At 39.0% G+C, this 17,997-nt stretch carries 17 protein-coding genes; 2 read left to right on the forward strand and 15 right to left on the reverse strand.

Going from position 1 to position 17,997, the window contains the following annotated elements:
* Positions 1 to 3: 3 nt before the first annotated feature.
* The 9 genes from tatB to udp form a co-directional block, all read right to left on the reverse strand.
* Positions 4 to 519 carry a Sec-independent protein translocase protein TatB gene (gene tatB / locus C0T34_RS11155; protein WP_098941291.1) on the reverse strand — a complete coding sequence of 172 codons (516 nt, stop codon included), beginning with the start codon at positions 517 to 519 and terminating at the stop codon, positions 4 to 6.
* A 3-nt stretch (positions 520 to 522) separates the two neighbouring features.
* The gene (tatA, locus tag C0T34_RS11160; protein ID WP_006535549.1) at positions 523 to 792 is read right to left on the reverse strand and encodes a twin-arginine translocase TatA/TatE family subunit; all 270 of its coding nucleotides are present in this window, start codon (positions 790 to 792) and stop codon (positions 523 to 525) included.
* A gap of 125 nt (positions 793 to 917) precedes the next feature.
* On the reverse strand, positions 918 to 2,555 hold the full coding sequence (gene ubiB, locus C0T34_RS11165) for a ubiquinone biosynthesis regulatory protein kinase UbiB (protein ID WP_023583497.1): 1,638 nt from the start codon (positions 2,553 to 2,555) through the stop codon (positions 918 to 920).
* Positions 2,555 to 3,196 (reverse strand): SCP2 domain-containing protein, encoded by a 642-nt coding sequence (locus C0T34_RS11170; RefSeq protein ID WP_075672295.1) that lies wholly within the window; start codon positions 3,194 to 3,196, stop codon positions 2,555 to 2,557. The genes ubiB and C0T34_RS11170 overlap by 1 nt, the downstream gene beginning before the upstream one ends.
* Position 3,197: 1 nt before the next feature.
* Positions 3,198 to 3,953, reverse strand: coding sequence for a bifunctional demethylmenaquinone methyltransferase/2-methoxy-6-polyprenyl-1,4-benzoquinol methylase UbiE (ubiE, locus tag C0T34_RS11175; protein WP_075672293.1), 756 nt, complete (start codon positions 3,951 to 3,953; stop codon positions 3,198 to 3,200).
* 83 nt (positions 3,954 to 4,036) lie between these two features.
* Complete coding sequence (rmuC, locus tag C0T34_RS11180) at positions 4,037 to 5,377, reverse strand: DNA recombination protein RmuC (RefSeq protein WP_098941292.1); 1,341 nt, start codon at positions 5,375 to 5,377, stop codon at positions 4,037 to 4,039.
* 102 nt (positions 5,378 to 5,479) lie between these two features.
* Positions 5,480 to 6,010: a DedA family protein gene (locus tag C0T34_RS11185; RefSeq protein ID WP_075672289.1), complete on the reverse strand. Its 531-nt coding sequence runs from the start codon at positions 6,008 to 6,010 to the stop codon at positions 5,480 to 5,482.
* Positions 6,011 to 6,081: 71 nt separating this feature from the next.
* Positions 6,082 to 6,864 (reverse strand): tyrosine-protein phosphatase, encoded by a 783-nt coding sequence (locus C0T34_RS11190; RefSeq protein WP_098941293.1) that lies wholly within the window; start codon positions 6,862 to 6,864, stop codon positions 6,082 to 6,084.
* A gap of 148 nt (positions 6,865 to 7,012) precedes the next feature.
* Complete coding sequence (gene udp, locus C0T34_RS11195) at positions 7,013 to 7,771, reverse strand: uridine phosphorylase (RefSeq protein ID WP_023583501.1); 759 nt, start codon at positions 7,769 to 7,771, stop codon at positions 7,013 to 7,015.
* 521 nt (positions 7,772 to 8,292) lie between these two features.
* Between udp and C0T34_RS11200 the strand changes: the two genes are divergently transcribed.
* On the forward strand, positions 8,293 to 8,685 hold the full coding sequence (locus tag C0T34_RS11200) for a YidB family protein (RefSeq protein ID WP_109850181.1): 393 nt from the start codon (positions 8,293 to 8,295) through the stop codon (positions 8,683 to 8,685).
* Positions 8,686 to 8,763: 78 nt separating this feature from the next.
* Here the strand turns inward: C0T34_RS11200 and C0T34_RS11205 are convergent, their stop codons facing one another.
* Positions 8,764 to 9,591, reverse strand: a complete 828-nt coding sequence (locus C0T34_RS11205; protein ID WP_109850182.1) for a hypothetical protein — start codon at positions 9,589 to 9,591, stop codon at positions 8,764 to 8,766.
* 181 nt (positions 9,592 to 9,772) lie between these two features.
* Positions 9,773 to 12,046, reverse strand: coding sequence for a 5-methyltetrahydropteroyltriglutamate--homocysteine S-methyltransferase (metE, locus tag C0T34_RS11210; RefSeq protein WP_098941296.1), 2,274 nt, complete (start codon positions 12,044 to 12,046; stop codon positions 9,773 to 9,775).
* Between the two features lie 106 nt (positions 12,047 to 12,152).
* Between metE and metR the strand changes: the two genes are divergently transcribed.
* On the forward strand, positions 12,153 to 13,106 hold the full coding sequence (metR, locus tag C0T34_RS11215) for an HTH-type transcriptional regulator MetR (protein ID WP_098941297.1): 954 nt from the start codon (positions 12,153 to 12,155) through the stop codon (positions 13,104 to 13,106).
* Here the strand turns inward: metR and C0T34_RS11220 are convergent.
* From C0T34_RS11220 to C0T34_RS11235, 4 genes are all read right to left on the reverse strand, one after another.
* Positions 13,021 to 13,893, reverse strand: a complete 873-nt coding sequence (locus C0T34_RS11220; protein WP_098941298.1) for a carboxylate/amino acid/amine transporter — start codon at positions 13,891 to 13,893, stop codon at positions 13,021 to 13,023. The genes metR and C0T34_RS11220 overlap by 86 nt on opposite strands.
* A gap of 2 nt (positions 13,894 to 13,895) precedes the next feature.
* Positions 13,896 to 15,545, reverse strand: a complete 1,650-nt coding sequence (locus tag C0T34_RS11225; protein WP_098941299.1) for a Na+/H+ antiporter — start codon at positions 15,543 to 15,545, stop codon at positions 13,896 to 13,898.
* Between the two features lie 407 nt (positions 15,546 to 15,952).
* Positions 15,953 to 16,456 carry a GNAT family N-acetyltransferase gene (locus C0T34_RS11230; RefSeq protein WP_098941300.1) on the reverse strand — a complete coding sequence of 168 codons (504 nt, stop codon included), beginning with the start codon at positions 16,454 to 16,456 and terminating at the stop codon, positions 15,953 to 15,955.
* A gap of 127 nt (positions 16,457 to 16,583) precedes the next feature.
* Positions 16,584 to 17,930, reverse strand: coding sequence for an NCS2 family permease (locus C0T34_RS11235; RefSeq protein ID WP_098941301.1), 1,347 nt, complete (start codon positions 17,928 to 17,930; stop codon positions 16,584 to 16,586).
* Positions 17,931 to 17,997 lie beyond the last annotated feature (67 nt).

The raw sequence follows: 17,997 nt of genomic DNA on the forward strand, positions 1-17,997 counted from the left end.
GTTTTAATGCTCACCATTGACCTGATCAGTTGTTTTTTTCTCTAATGTTACTGGTTGAGTAACAGGAACTTCTGTCTTTGTAACACTTTCTGCCACAGGTTTATGGCGATTAGCATCATCATTAACTTCATCAGCTTCAGCAAGTGCGGCTAAATCAGAAGGTGAAGGTTCCGTAGAGTCGGTTTTTACAGACTGCCCTTTCGTGGAGTCTGGCGTTGTAGGTGTTTGATAAGTTTGTTTTAAAGACTGTGCAGCCTCTTTTAACTCATCCATGGACGCTTTTAGCTCTGGCGATAGCGTTTGCAAATTCGCTTTCTCTTCAACTTTTTTCAAGCTCTCTTGGAGTTCTTGAAGTTTTAGTTCTTGAGTCAGTTCATTTTGCACATTCGCAGCCAAAGAGCGTAACGCCCTTACCCAGCCAGCAATTGTTTTTACTGCTACGGGCAAACGTTCTGGCCCCAGAAAAACAAGACCAATCACCATGACCAATAGCAGCTGACTAAAACCAATGTCAAACACGGTTTACACCTGCTCTTTGTTTTTGCTCTCAGTTGTAGACTTCTCTTCTGTTGAAGTCTTCTGCGCTAAATTTTTAGTATCAAAATCTGCGTCGTTATTTGTCTTTTCAGCGTTGTTGGTGTCTTTATCTGCAGCTTCGTCACCAATCGCTTTTTTAAAGCCTTTTACTGATGCACCTAAATCTGAGCCCAATGTGCGCAGTTTATTTGTACCAAATAATAAGACAACGATGACAGCGATGATGAGTAATTGCCAAATGCTAATACCGCCCATTTTATGTTCCTCAACTATTTTCGGGGTTATACTTAATAACAGTGCCCATTATATACAACGAATTCAATTTTCGGGAATCTCGAATTCATCTTTTAACTTGCTCAAAGACAAACTTTGATGTGTTTTTATTGTGCATTACCAGATCTAAACCAACCCAAAATCCATGCAAGAAGGCCTAAACTGATAAAAACACTGAATAATGTTTTAAAACCAGAAACAAAAAACAGGCTACCGCATAAAAACAGTGTTGTACCTATACCCAATAAAAATAGAGACTGTCTCTGTTTGACTCTTTGCGAACTTATTTGTTCCGTCAATTTGTCTAGCGTTAACTTCATATTTTTATGTTGCTTCAGACTATCATAAACCAACTCTGGTATCTCTGGCATTTTTTCAATCCAGTAAGGCGCTTTGCTCTTTATACCATTCACTAGTGCCGTGATACCAATCTGACTATGTAACCAATCTTCTAAGAAAGGTTTTGCCGTTTTCCATAAATCCAATTGTGGGTATAGCTGGCGACCCAGTCCTTCAACATAAAGCAATGTTTTTTGAAGTAAAACTAACTGCGGTTGTACTTCCATATTGAAACGACGTGCTGTATTGAAAAGATTAAGTAACACATGCCCAAATGAGATCTCAGAAAGTGGCTTTTCAAAAATCGGCTCACACACAGTACGGATCGCAAATTCAAAATCTTCTACATTGGTATCTGCTGGTACCCAGCCTGAATCAACATGTAACTCTGCAACTTTCCGATAATCGCGGTTAAAGAATGCTAAGAAATTTTCAGCTAAATAGCGTTTATCTTCTTTATTTAATGAGCCAACGATACCGCAATCAATACCGATATAATATGGATTTTCAGGGTGATCATAACTAATAAACACATTACCAGGATGCATATCAGCATGGAAAAAACTGTCTCTAAACACCTGAGTGAAAAAGACTTTTACACCACGCTCTGCAAGAAGCTTCATATTCGTCTTTTGTGCATTCAACGCTTCAATGTCAGAAACGGGAATACCATAAATACGCTCCATTACCATCACATTTTCATGGCAATAATCTGAATACACTTCAGGAATATACAGCATAGAGCTATTTTCAAAATTACGACGTAACTGAATAGCATTAGCCGCTTCACGCAGTAAATTTAGCTCATCGAGTAATGTTTTTTCGTATTCGCGGATCACCTCTTTTGGTCGTAAACGACGACCATCAGGCAAAAACGGTAATAGATTTGCCAAGCGATACATCAAACGGATATCTGCTTTTATCACCGGTTGAATATCAGGACGAATAACCTTTAGTACCACTTCTTTGCCGTTTTCTTTTAATTTTGCAGTGTGAACCTGCGCAATAGAAGCGGAAGCCAGTGGAGTTTCATCAAAATCATCAAACCATTGGTCGATAGGGCCACCAAATGAGTTTTCAATATATTGTCGTGCTTTCTTACCATCAAAAGGAGCAACTTTGTCTTGCAATAAAGCAAGCTGGTCAGCGATTTGAGGAGGGAAAAGATCACGTCGAGTTGATAACATTTGACCTAATTTAATCCAAACAGGGCCTAATGTTTGCAATGCGAGTCGTAAGCGTTCACCTAATGGTTTTTCTGGATGCTTATTTTTGATCCAAAATAGTGCTCGGCATCCTAATCTTGCAGGTAAAGTAATTCGGTGTTTAGGAATTAACTCATCAAGCCCATAAGATAAAAATACCTGAATAATATGATAGAGGCGCTTTAACTCACTAAGGAGCATTATTTTTTCTCCAATGTGCCTAACCGTTTTTCCAGCTCGGCTGTTTGCTGTGCAAGTTCTTCTATTTCATCATAAAAATGGACTGTTTCTAATGCACTAGGTGCGGTTTTCCACTCTTCAATTAATGCGTCACGTAAATAATCTTTTTGGTGACTTAAGAGTGAAGAAAATAACTGAACACCCTTTCCTGCAACAACAGTCAGGCTTTGTGCCGCAATATCACCGATATAAGGTGCTAAATATTGCGCGGGATCCCACTGCGCCATATCCAATAATGCAGACCAATTTTGAACAACCTGCATATCACCATCAATAGTGATATCACCACGGTTGATTAGTTCCGACATTTTTTGACGGTCACGAAGCTTAATCAGAGTTAATAATTTTGTTTTTATCAAACAATCAGTTTCATCATCCCACTGACTTAATACGTCAACTTGTTGTTCACTAAAGACTAAGTAGATGGAACGAGGAAACTCATTGATAGAAAGCGCCAACACTTTGCCCGCAAGGCGATTGCGGGCAGGTTTAAGCACATTTTCCTGATATAAAACGTGATTAAGTGCTGTTTCCATTGATGCTGTTAGCAGCGGATACAGTACTTGAGAAGCAATATCATGAGAAAAAGTGGCTTTTTCCATCTCAGAATTTAAATCCTTTGTGTAAGGCAACTATACCTCCGGTCATATTGGTATAGGTAACTTGATCAAATCCGGCTTCTTCCATCATACCTTTTAGTGTTTCTTGGTCTGGATGCATACGAATTGACTCCGTTAAATAACGGTAGCTCTCAGCATCATTCACAATCACTTGACCAATTTTTGGTAGGATATGGAAAGAGTAAGCATCATAAATTTTGCTTAAAGGATCAAGAACAGGTTTAGAGAATTCTAGCACCAACAGACGTCCACCTGGCTTTAATACACGGAACATAGAACGTAACGCTTTTGCTTTATCAGTCACATTACGTAAGCCAAAGGAGATAGTGATGCAGTCAAAATGGTTATCAGGGAAAGGTAACTCTTCAGCATTTGCCTGTACATAGTTAACATTACCCACAATACCGTGATCGCGTAGCTTTTCGCGTCCCATTTTCAACATTGAGTCATTGATATCAGCTAAAACAACTTCCCCGTTTTCGCCCACAAGACGAGAGAATTTAGCCGTTAAATCACCAGTACCACCAGCAAGGTCAAGGACACGTTGGTTACGTCTAACACCACTTGCTTCAATGGTATAACGTTTCCAAATGCGGTGAACACCGAAAGACATCAAGTCATTCATTAAATCATACTTAGACGCGACAGAGTGAAAAACCCTTGCAACCATGGTTTGTTTATCATCTTTGTCAACGGTTTGGAAACCAAAATCTGTTGTTTCCTTAGTTTGTTGAGTCATATTATTTGCCCGCTAATTAATCAAAATTTAGTAAATTCAGTACTGGTCGTTTTCAGAAATCTTTATCTCTTTATTTTATCAAATCAATCAGATGCTGATTTTTCAATGAGATCATTATCAATCGTTTTTTTTATCTCAACCCCTAAGGATTTAAAACCTTCCGCTTGACTGATTAGATTTCCACGACCTTCAGAGAGTTTTTTCATCGCTAATAGATAGCCAGACTGCGCTTTTTGAATACTGTTTCCTAGCCCTTGCATATCATCAACGAAAAGTCTTAATTTGTCATACATTTTAGCCGCTCTGTCTGCAATTTCTTGCGCATTTTGGCTTTGATATTCATAACGCCACAATGCGGCTATTGTACGCAAAGCAACAAGTAAAGTAGATGGCCCAACTAACATAATATTGTTTTTCAATGCTTCTTCTAGCAAGTCTGGAGAATGACCAATTGCAACTAGATAAGCGGGCTCAATAGGTATAAACATTAAAACATAGTCTAAAGACGTTACACCCGGTAGTTTATGATAATCTTTTACACTCAATCCTTTAATATGCGCTCTAATTGAGTTCACATGCGCATAAAGCGCTTGTTTACGTTCATTATCATTATCACTACTAAAATACTTTTCATATGCCACCAGCGACATTTTAGCGTCGATAATAACATCTCTACCATGAGGTAGATGCACAATTACATCAGGTTGATAGCGACTACCATTTTCATGTCGAATACTCACCTGTGTTTCAAATTCGTGACCTTCACGTAATCCTGAAGACTCTAATATACGTGCTAATACCGTCTCACCCCAGTTGCCTTGAACTTTGTTATCCCCTTTCAAGGCATTGGTTAAGTTAACGGCTTCTTGCGCCATTTTTACATTCAATTGTTGAAGTTGGCGAATTTCATGAACCAAGGTATGTCGTTCTCTAGCTTCTTGCCCAAAACCATCTTGAACTTGTCGCCGAAAGCTTTCGAGCTGTTCACGAAAGGGGGAAAGTAAGTGCGTCAATCCTTGGCGATTTAACTCTTCAGCTTTACGTCCACTTTGTTCGAAAATTCGATTAGCTAAGTTCTCAAACTGCGTTGCAAGCCGTTGCTCACTATTTATTAATAATCGTTGTTTTTCTTCTGCGGATATTCGGCTTTCTTCCCAGCGAGTTGTCACTTCTCTTAATTCAGCTTCTTGAGAAGTAATAATTTCCCGCTGAGCTCGTAACTCTTGCTCTAGTTGTTCTATATGTTGTTGTAAAGATGGGATAATTACCGCTTTTTCTTGGGCGATAGCAAGCTGTGTGTGATTTTCACGTAGCATGGCTTCTTTATCGGATAAACGTTGTTGGATAGACCACCAAACCAGTGCGCCGCCAACAAGTACACCACCTAATAAACCAATGATCCCATATAACAACTGAATATCCACTAAAGCGACCTTTTTACTTTCCAGCGGACTACGTTAAAACGCATAGGTAATATTGTCTAGCAACAATTTACATCATGACTTGATTTGCGATAAAGGACGCAGTTATCCCATCCATTTCGCAAGCCATTGCAAACCAAAAGCACCGGGCGCCAAAATGCCAAAGGCCCAAATCATGGCTGATGTTAAATTAGCAATTTGAAAATAACGTTGTGGCATCGCACAAATACCCGCAACTAACGGGACAATTGCGCGAAAAGGTCCAAAAAAGCGTCCAATAAATACCCCCCAAATTCCCCAGCGATTAAAGAATTGGTGACCTCTAACCAATGTTTGTGGTGAACGTGAAATTGGCCATAAATTTTTCACACCCTCTTTATAGTGAAATCCTACCCAGTACGATACCCAATCACCAAAGAAAGCACCTAATGCAGCGGCAAGCCAAATCGGCCAAAAAAACAGACCACTCTCACCAATTAAGGCACCTAACCCCAATAAAATAACCGTGGCAGGAATAAGCAAAGAGATAAACGCGAGTGACTCACCAAAAGCAAGAAAGAACACGATCGGAATAGCCCAGATCTCGTGCTCTTTTACAAAGAGAGTGATGGTATGAATAATATCTTGTACTGTCAAAATAGAGACCTTAAATTCGGTTAATCTAAGTGAAATAAAATATCCTGATTAACCGAATATAAATCACTTCATTATTCTAGAAAATAATTTTGTAAGGCATCTCGGCTAGAAGCATCTAAACCGATATCTTTTTCTAGCCAAGTATCCACATTACCGTAATGCTGATTAATACTCGCTAATGCCGTTTGCAGAAACTCTTCTTGTACCGAATAAACATAGGCAAATTTATCAACAATGTTATCACTCATTGTTTTGGCATGTTCTTCTAAAAGATAAGCGCGATAAGGCGCTAATGTTTCATTAGTTAGCAAGTAATCTTCCATTACTACATCTAAAGATGCACCGAGTGCGAATAACACTAAAGCTGAGCCAACACCTGTTCTATCTTTACCTACTGCACAGTGTTGTACTACGCCCCCTTTTTCGGGTTGCGTTAATAACGTAGCTAATTGTTTATAGGCGGGATTATTAATAGGTAACAATTTATATAGCTGAAACATAAAAGCTTTAGCATCAAATTGCTCGAGTATTTCAGGCGTCAGCTTTTCAAGATTGGCAGAGACTTCTTTAGATAACGGATTGGCAGGAGCATGATAATATTGCGCACCGTCCCAGACACGGTCGGGTTTATCAACGATTTCGCCACTATCCCGATAATCAATGATTTGAAAAAGATTTTTATCAATGAGAAGAGATTGGTCTGTATTGGTTAATCTATCCAACGAGCCAGAGCGAAAGAGCATTCCAGGTTTAATAACACCACCGTTACTCAATTTTTTACCGCCTAAATCACGAAAGTTAATTCCGCCGACTAAAGGCAACACCGAAGGATGTGTTTGTAATATATCAGTCATAATGCCTCTTCTCATTGTTGTATTGTTAAGACCTCAAAGACCTTAACAGAAATTAGCACCTGTTAACACATTAACATGATGAATTACCATACAAAAAAAGCCCTTAATACTTATGTATTAAGGGCTTTCATATTTGATTAAAAAAAACTTATTTCATTAAAATGCGAGCGGCTTCGATAACGATACCTAGCGCATTATTTTCAGTTTTCTTCAGTAATTCTGCATCTGGAATTTCTTGTTGAGTACGGTTTACGATAACACCCGCAACCATACCTGCACGTAAACCTTGGCTTGCACACATTGTTAATAATGTTGCAGATTCCATTTCATAGTTCATTACGCCCATTTCTTGCCACTCTTTCATAGAGCCTTTGAAACGGCGAACAACGCGACCTGTATAGGTGTCATAACGCTCTTGTCCTGGATAGAATGTATCTGAAGATGCAGTAACACCTACGTGTACAGTTGAGCCATTGTCTTTAGCGGCTTTGTACAGTGCGTTCATACATTCAAAATCAGAAACCGCTGGGAATTCCATTGGTGCGAAATGTAAGCTTGCACCATCTAAACGAACCGCAGCAGTAGTGACAAGAATATCACCTACATTGATATGCTCTTGAATTGCACCTGTTGTACCAATACGTAAGAAAGTACGGATACCTAACTGTGCTAATTCTTCAACTGCGATAGAGGTAGATGGACCACCGATACCTGTTGAGCACACAATGACAGCTTTACCATCAATTTCGCCGCGCCATGACGTGTATTCACGTAAAGAAGCCAGATGAACTGGGTTATCCATTAATTTTGCAATTTTTTCAACACGCTTAGGATCACCTGGAACAATTGCTAAAGTGGCACCCTGTAGGTCATTTTTGGTTAAACCTAAGTGAAATACATCAGACATATCGGACTCCTCAATGGGACAAAACCAATGATCATTAAATTAAAAGTTACTGTATCAGTTTTTCAGACCTTTTTAGTGACTAACATCACTTACAAGGCACCAAGTAAAGTAACAATTTCATAAAATTGTGATTATCATCACGAAAATAGCGTTCGAAATATATTTTCAGCAAATACATTATCAATATTCGCTGACTTCAATCATTCACTAAAACAAATATTTCATTTATCAGTATAGATGACACAAATACCTTGATGCACATATACTCTAAATAATTCAAGATGTAGCTAGGCGACAAAAGAATGAGTCGCTAGGAGCATACAATAGTATGTGACTGGCGCGAGAGAATGAAGTCAACAACGCTACAGCTTGAAGTATGACGAGTATAGAAGTATGTGACTAGTGCGAGAGAATATAGTCAACAACGCTACAGCTTGAAGTATGGCGAATATAACGCGTACACTACCCGCCCTTAAAACATAAACACCAAATGTGACAAACACATCGTCACTGGAGTAAACATGAGCTTATTTAACCAAATTGCGAGCCTACTAGGTGGCGAAAAAATCAACCAATATAAAACTGTCCTTGAATGGATTGGATCTCAAGGTGGTATTGAAGGCTTAGTAAAGCAATTTGATACAGCGGGTTTAAGTGAGCTTATTCAATCTTGGATAAGTACCAATACAAATTTACCTATCAGTGCTGAACAAATCGTAGCGGTTTTTTCATCACCCGTTATTAACGAACTGGCGTCAAAAATTAATTTAAGTACGACAGAAGCTTCTGAAATGGCAGCACAATATTTACCTAAATTAATTGATAAAGTTACACCGGATGGCGTTGTACCTAAAGACTTAGATTTAGTCAGTGCTGGTATGGATATTTTAAAAGCGAAGATTTTCGGTGGCTAAATAAACAGACTGTTTTAATGCGTTTTCCCTTACATCCCATAAGAGAAAACGCATCACATTCTTAATAGTCAAAATTGATTACAACAAACCTTCTTCAATCAACGATTCATGAAAACGTTGTTTCTCTTCAGGTGTTGCCTGAATACGCTCTAAAGGCACATCTAAAGCATAAGGGATATTCTGTTGTGGCGAATAAACGGCTAATACATAAGTATTTCCATTTTGCTCAATTACAATAGGAGGTGTTTTCTTATTTCCTGAATAAGCGATACGGATATCTTTACCCTCTAAATTAAGATGATAAGTGGCAATAAATTGCTTATTACTCACAACCATTTTTGCAGGAATAGCTATTAACTTTAAAGGCTGAGTTCCCACTGATAATAATGCTTTTCTTACTTTACTCGTCAGTGTTTGGCGATAAATAAAAAAGATCACACTAAAACCAAATAGGCAGATAAAAATAATGGTGCTAATTAAACGAAGCCAAATATTATCTATCGCCACATCAACGGTCATTTTACTTAGATCATTTGCATCAGCGACGGGTTCAACTAACACATCTTTGGGACCTAAATCTAAAAAAGTAAAATTACGCGAAACTTCATTGCCTTTATAACGTAAGTCAACACTACAGTTAGTAAGAACAAAGAGTTGCGAGCGGCAAGAGCCCTTCACCGTAGCATCAACAGGTACTGCATTCTTACTGATTTTATAATCATAAAGAATATTGGGAATTTGATAAGCGCTAAATACCGTCATTGCTAGCATGAAAATAACTAAGAATAAGGTGCGAAATAATCCACCATCTCCTCTTAGTGGAACTAATTTCAAAGGTCGAGTTGGAAAAGCATCTAATACTTTATCCGAAAGCTTAATGCTAGTTTGCACAATAATTATATCCATAAAATTAGAGAATTTTCGCAGTATAGCAACTCTAATAAATATCAATAATAAGATTTACTCTAAGTTTTAATAAATACCTTTCTTTTTAATTTTATATAAATTTAGCCTGCTATTTTGACTATGCGACTTATCTAAAGTAGCAGATCAAAAATAACAGGCTAATAAACGATTAATTATTTTATTACACGTTCTGACGCAAATACTTAGCGGCCTCAACCATATTCGCTAATGCTGCGCGTGTTTCAGGCCAGCCTCGTGTTTTTAATCCACAATCTGGGTTCACCCATAAACGCTCTGCAGGAATTCGAGATTGCGCTTTTCTTAATAAACCAACGATCCATTCCACATTTGGCACATTAGGTGAATGAATATCATAAACACCTGGTCCAATTTCATTTGGATAATCAAAGTGTTCAAAGGCTTCTAACAGCTCCATATCTGAACGTGAAGTTTCAATAGTAATAACATCCGCATCCAGTGCTGCAATAGAATCCATGATGTCATTAAATTCGCAATAACACATATGAGTGTGAATTTGTGTTTCATCATCGGCAATAGCGGCACTTAATTTAAAGGCATCGACAGCCCAATTAAGGTAAGCCTGCCACTCATTACGACGTAGTGGTAATCCTTCACGTAATGCGGGTTCATCAATTTGAATAATACCAATACCCGCTTTTTGTAAATCATCTACTTCATCACGCAGTGCTAACGCAATCTGTTTTGCAATGGTTTCACGCGTCACATCTTCACGAGGGAACGACCAACATAAAATTGTCACTGGCCCTGTTAACATTCCTTTGACTGGCTTTTCCGTTAATGACTGCGCATACGTTGCCCAATCCACTGTAATCGGTGCTGGACGACTAATATCGCCGATAATCACTGGTGGTTTTACACAACGTGAGCCATAACTTTGTACCCAGCCATTTTGCGTAAACACATAACCATCAAAATGCTCACCAAAATATTCCACCATGTCATTACGTTCAGCTTCGCCATGCACTAATACATCAAGACCAAGGTTTTCTTGTTCAGATATTGCTTGCTTAATATGCTCACTGATATTCGTGCGATAAGCTGCCGTATCAATACGCCCTTTCTTAAAATCTAAACGAACAGTACGAATTTCTGTTGTTTGTGGGAATGAGCCAATCGTAGTGGTTGGCCATAATGGCAGATTAAATCGAGCTCGTTGTACTTCTGCACGTTGAGTATAAGGCGAATTTCTTTCACTATCTTGTGCTTCAATTGCCTGTAAACGAGCCTCAACTGTTGCATTATGCACACGAGTCGAGTGCTGACGTTGACGAATTGGAGCACTGTATTGTGCCAATTGTTCATCATACTCACCGTCTGGCGCATTCAATGCGTTCGCTAATAAAGCCACTTCTTCACATTTCTGAACTGCAAAAGCAAACCAACTTTTTACTTCATCATCAAGTTTTGTCTCTGCATTTAAATCAATTGGGCTATGCAGTAATGAACAGGATGTTCCGATCCACAAAGGACGTTTATCTTTTAGCGCAATCACTTGCTGATAACGTGTACTTAAATCTGCTTTCCAAACATTTCGACCATTAATGGCACCTAATGACAATACCCAATCTTTAGGTAACGCTTGGTGTAAATGTTGCAAATCATCTTGCCCAGCGGAAATATCAACATGAAGCCCATTAACAGGTAAGTTTTTAATAATATCAAGGTGATGAGAAATTCCATCAAAATAGGTTGTCAGCAGTAATTTAACTTGTCCTGTTAATGCTTGATAAGCTGTTTGGTATGCATTTTGCCATTCAACGGGTAAATCGAGTACCAGTGCCGGCTCATCTATTTGCACCCATTCAATGCCTTTCTCTTTTAGTGCAGAAATAACTTGTTGATAGATAGGCAGAATATCTTTTAACAGCGTTAATCTATCAAATTCAGGGCCTTTCACTTTACCTAGCCACAAGTAAGTCACAGGACCGAGTAAAACAGGTTTTACTTTATGGCCTAGTGCTAATGCTTCATCAACTTCTTCTAGTAACTCTTTCCATGCAAAGGTAAATGACTGACCTTGCTGAAATTCCGGTACAATGTAGTGATAGTTAGTATTGAACCATTTCGTCATTTCAGATGCAGCGACAGGTTTACCTGTTGGTGCTCTGCCACGAGCGACTCTAAATAGAGTATCAAGATCGAGCGAACCATCTTCATTACGATGACGAGGTGGTACGTTGCCTAACAATAGGCTTGTACCTAATACTTGGTCATACCAAGCAAAATCACCGACAGGTAATAAATCAACACCTGCATCTGCCTGCTGTTGCCAATGGCGAGCGCGAAGTGCTTTACCTACTGCAATCAATTCTTCCTGTGAAATCTTGCCTGCCCAATAATTTTCTTGCGCCTTTTTGAGCTCTCTATCTAAGCCAATACGAGGGAAACCGAGTGTGTGATTGCGAATTGTCATAATTAAAATCCTGTTTTTAGCCGTCTAGATGTTTACACATCCATAATCTACAGGTAGTGTATAAATCACAAGCGCAAATTTTTCATCAACAACTTGAAGGTTTCTCATGATAGAAATAAAACATTTAAAAACGATCTTAGCATTGAAGCACACAGGCTCTCTTGCTAACGCAGCAAATCAATTGCATCAAACGCAATCGGCTCTGTCACATCAATTTAGTGAATTAGAACATCGTCTTGGTTATCGAATTTTTGTACGTAAAAGCCAACCACTGCGCTTTACTTCACAAGGGGAAGTGCTCGTTAAATTAGCAGAAGAAGTATTGCCTATCGTTCGTAGGGCGATTGAATCGTGTAATGAGCCGGGTAGTGTGAATTTGAATATTGCTATCGAATGCCATAGTTGTATTCAATGGTTAACGCCTGCATTACAGCAATATCGTCAAACATGGCCTGAAGTGACGGTTGATTTTCATTCGGGGGTGACATTCGATCCACAACCTGCACTATTACAGCGTGAATTAGATGTAGTGCTAACCTCCGATATCTTGGATGATCCTCGTTTACATTACACACCGTTATTTGACTATGAAGTGAAACTAGTTTTATCGCCAGACCACCCCCTGGCTAATCGCTTACATATTCAGCCTCAAGATTTAATTGCAGAAACCCTGTTTATTTATCCCGTACAAAGAGAACGCTTTGATGTATGGCGCCATTTTTTACAACCCGCAGGGATCACACCACATTTTAAACACGTCGATAATACGTTGTTATTAATTCAAATGGTTGCGGCTGGTATGGGTATTGCTGCATTACCTCATTGGGCTGTTGATAACTTTGAAAAACAAGGATTAGTTGTTACAAAAACATTAGGTGAGGGATTATGGAGCCGGTTATATGCCGCTAACCGTAGTGGAGAGCAACATCAACCGGCAATTCGAGAGTTTATTCGCTTATCAGGTCAGCACGCTGTTAACAATCTTCCTTTTGTAAAACAGGTCGGTGTATCCAGCGTCGATGGATCCAAAGTGATGCAACAATCAGGCTCGCGCCTATGATAAAACTTGGCCAATTTGGATGTTGTTGCCAAATAGAGAAATTCACTAATAACCCGGCTGGAACCATCATGTTATTCATAATAGCTAAGGTTCCAGCATCAACTTGTGTAGCACCATAGTTCCACATGAAATACCCTATTCCAGAAGCGCCAATTCCTAACCAGAGCAAAACACCCCATTGTAGCGATGTTGTTGGCATTTTCTGCCAATCGGCAAAAAACAATGCACCCACTAATGAAACCGCAACTGCACCAAGATAAAACCAAGAAAATGCATGATGTTGAGGAATAGGATGTACTTCCATTAACCGTTTATAACCCACCTGACCAATAGCAAAGAAAATATTAGCCAGTTGCACTAATAACAATCCATACCAAAAATCATCACTTAAATGGTCATAGCGAATAATTGCCGCACCTAATACTGCTAATAATGAGCTAAATGCATAACCCCAACGTAATTTCTGACGCTCTAATAAATCATAAATTAGCGTGACATAAAGCGGTGTTAATACAGTAAAAAGTAAAAATTCAGCAACAGTCAAATAGTTATAAGCGTGGAAGACAAACAGATACATAATACCGAGTTGGCAAGCCCCCACGAGCATATAAAGCAAAATCACCTTAAAGCGAATTCCCTTCCAGCGTAAGAAAGGCAAGAAGACCAAAGCCGCCAAAGAAACACGGATCAGAACCGAGAGCCAGCTATCAACCTGACCCGCGAGATACTCGCCGATCAGGCTAAAAGAGGCCGCCCACAACAGAGTTGTAATAACGAGCAACCACATAATTAACTATCTTTCTCTACTAATAACGCTTCCATTAAATCCAATTCATGTAGCAATAATTGGAGCGTTTCATTACTAATTTTTCGCGTCGCCCTTAGATGGTAAAGCTCACCACGTTCAGCACGTAATGCCGTTAAGCGAAAACGCCTTTCGAGATCTTCTTCTAACGCGTTATGAACCATTTCATCTTGATCAGCGGTTCGACGTCTTAGATAACCCGTTACACGCGAAGCAACTTCATTAATTTCTTCAGCATCTAACTGTTCTTCTGTACTTGCTGCTAAGCGCTCTTCCATTTTATTCAGGCTGACAATGGCCACTTCAGCCATCACTTTACGTGCATAACGAACTTCATTTTTGTCAGCTTCTTTGTCGGTTGCTTTCACGCCTTTTAATAGGAAAGGAAGAGAAATAATACCCACTAAAATCGACAGTAAAATAACGCCAGCAGCAATAAAGATAATTTGATAACGCCCCGGGAATGTACTGCCATCGGTTAAAAATAGTGGAATAGAGAGCGCACCCGCCAGCGTAATAGCGCCACGAACACCAGCAAATGACGATAACCACAACTCACGCGTTGTATAATTAGCGAAATCGAGTGGATGCTTTTTCATAAAGATCCGGCTAATTTTCTTCATTAGCCATAACCATGTAAATCGCAGGATCAACAGTGCAAAGTAGATAACGAAAACTGCAGCAAACAACATCCAGACTTCAACTTCAGGGTCAAGATCTGCTTGAATAACAGAGCTTGTCCAGATAATAGGAAGTTGTAATCCAAGCATGATAAAAACAAGGCCGTTAAAGACAAATTCAAGCATTGACCACACGCTGTCAGCACGTAAACGCATTGCAAGAGGTGCATTGCGAATAACACCTGATTTACTGATAGTCATACCGGCAGCAACAGCGGCTAAAATACCTGAAAAACCAATATGTTCTGCAATAAGATAAGAGGCAAAAGGCAGCAGCAACATAAAGACGATTTGTGTAGCAGGATCGTCTCCACTCCAACGACTCATTAATCGTAGAGATTTACTGTAAAGCAAGGTGACTCCGATACCTGCGAGTAATCCCCCCACAGCAACTTTAAAGAATTCTAGCGTTGCACCGCCAACAGTAAACACCATTGTGCCCATGGCCACAGCAACAGCGAATTTCAAGGCAACCAGACCTGAAGCATCATTCATTAATGCTTCACCCTCTAAAATGCCCATTATTCGCTTAGGTATTCGCCCTTTGCCGACAATAGACGAAAGTGCGACCGCATCCGTTGGCGAAAGTACGGCTGCCAATGCAAATGCAGAAATAAGAGGAATACTTGGCATCATCCAATAAATCAGATAGCCGATACCTACGACTGTCACCATCACTAAAACAAGCACAAGAATAAAAATCTCACGCCCATTTTGGATAAATTCTCGTGTTGGTGTTTTCCAACCATCAACAAAAAGCAAAGGTGGGATCAATAGAACGAGGAATAATTCAGGATCAAAAGTGACATGTAAACCAAACTGAGGCCATGCCAATAAAGCCCCTATCACAATCTGTATTAATGGTAACGGAACACGAAAGGGAATTAATTTTGTGATAACTCCCGAAACTGAAACCACCAGTATTAAAATCAAAATAGTAAAGAAAATTTCCATGTTACCCTTACATGCCTATTTTTATCCTGAAAACCTATCATCTTTTCCTTGCAATAAGGAAAACCTAACGAATGATAAAGAAACACATTATGTAAAATTTGCGCATCATATCTTTCTTTATCTCTATCTATGCATCCACGCTTATTTTAAACAGATCCCACACAGACGCTGTGAGAATATTTAAAAATTAAGACTAATCGTATCTAGCACCGCACATTGTATGCAATTTATTACTCTCTATTTATTAACGGCATTAATTATAGAAAGCATACGTTTTTATTTCTCTTTTTCAGTCTAAGCAATGTAATAGACCGTATAAAAACGTAAAATGATAAGCCATTAAATAAAAAATAATAGATAAATGACAATAGCAATTAAATTTGAGAGCTAACTCGTAATGCTAATGATTATTCAATTGTTCTTAACATCGACATCATAACAACATCACAATATTTACCCTCTCTAAAGGCGGCTTTACGGCGTATACCTTCAACTTCAAAGCCTAACTTCTTGTAGAGATGCAAACCTCTTTCGTTGTCTGAATATACTTCTAATTCTAATCGTGTGGCTGCTAACCAATTAAAAGCATAATCAATTGCTGTATTGATAAGTAACTTACCGACACCTTTCCCAGAGTATTCAGCGCCAACACCGATACCAAAACTGACAATGTGGCGACGACGAGGATGATTATCGATTATCAGTGCTAAATGTCCCGCAACTTGACCATCAATGGTTGCAACAAAATTAGGGATATTTTGTTCTGAAAATTCAAGTAACCTTTTTTTCCACATCGTGACTGAAGGATAAGGAAATTGGCAAGTGCAAATATATAAATCAGGATGAGTATATAACTGTTGAATTGCTGATGCGTCGTCAGGTTCACCGTGGCGTATTTTTATTTCTTGCATATATTCTACCGACTATTTAATAACTAGGCTTAATTTCGACAATAGCGAATAAAAGTAGATAAATAAATAGCAAAAAGGCGGAATAAAAATATATTCCGCCTTTTGTCTTTAAAACCGATTATTTAAATTAAATTGCCCACTCACCCGCATAAAATACCACTAGAGCAATAGTAATTAATACTGTACCAATATTGAGTTTACGCCATTCACCAGCGAATACTCGACCAATCACCAAACAGCCGAAACCTAACATAATGCCTGTGACGATATTGCATGTTAAAACAATAAATACAGCACATACCATGCCTGACATTGCATCGACGAAATCACTAAAATCTAACTTAGTGACATTACCTAGCATCAATAAACCTACATACATTAACGCAGGTGCCGTTGCATAGGCTGGAACTAAATAAGAGAGAGGCGATAAGAAAAGGATCAATAAAAATAAAATACCAACTACTGTTGCGGTTAATCCTGTTTTACCACCAGCGGCTGTTCCTGCGGCTGATTCAACATAAACCGCAGCAGGAGCGGCACCAATCACACCCGCAAAAATACTACTGACAGAGTCAGAAGTTAGTGCTTTTCCGCCATTAATAATTTGTCCACGTTTATCTAATAAGTTTGCTTGACCGGCAACGGCACGAATAGTCCCTGTTGCATCAAAAATCGCAGTCATCACTAACGCAAGAACACTTGGTAAAACTAAAGGTTGTAAGGCACCTTTAATATCCATCGCAAACAATAGAGAAAGCCCATCTTCACCTAATTGAGGCATTTTAAAGATGCCTTGATATTTCACATTAGGATCAAAAATAAGACCAATAATCGAAATAGCCACAATCACTAATAGCACGCCACCCGGTACTTTACGTTTTTCTAATCCGAAAATAGCGGCTAATCCTGCAAGTGACATAAGAACAGAGAATGATGTAAATTTCCCCATTGCAACAGGTAAACCATCAAATGGGTTTTTCACCACTAATCCAACACTGTTTGCTGCGATTAAAAGTAGAAATAGCCCTATCCCTATTCCCGCACCATGCGCGATACCAATTGGAATATTTTTTAAGATCCAAGTACGAATGCCGGTTAATGAGAATACGGTGAATAAACACCCCATTAAAAACACGGCACCTAAAGCAACAGGCACAGAGATGTTTTGTCCTAAGACCAAGCTGAAAGCGGTAAATGCGGTTAATGAAATAGCACAACCAATTGCCATAGGAAGATTTGCCCACAATCCCATTAGAAGAGAGCCCAATCCCGCGACTAAACAGGTTGCGATAAAAACTGCGGTATGTGGAAAGCCGGCTTGTCCTAACATGCTAGGAACAACAATCACGGAATACACCATCGCCAAAAATGTCGTCAAACCGGCGATCATTTCTTTGCGAACAGTTGTACCACGAGCTGTAAGTTTAAAATAGCTATCCAGTTTACCTGTGCTTGCTGATTGATTAGCAGACATTACATTCCTCTGACATAAAAACGGTTCACTCTCCAAAAAACGAAAACGATTACGTATCAATTAAAAT

Source organism: Proteus sp. CA142267, from assembly GCF_003336825.1.
GTDB classification, from domain to species: domain Bacteria; phylum Pseudomonadota; class Gammaproteobacteria; order Enterobacterales; family Enterobacteriaceae; genus Proteus; species Proteus terrae.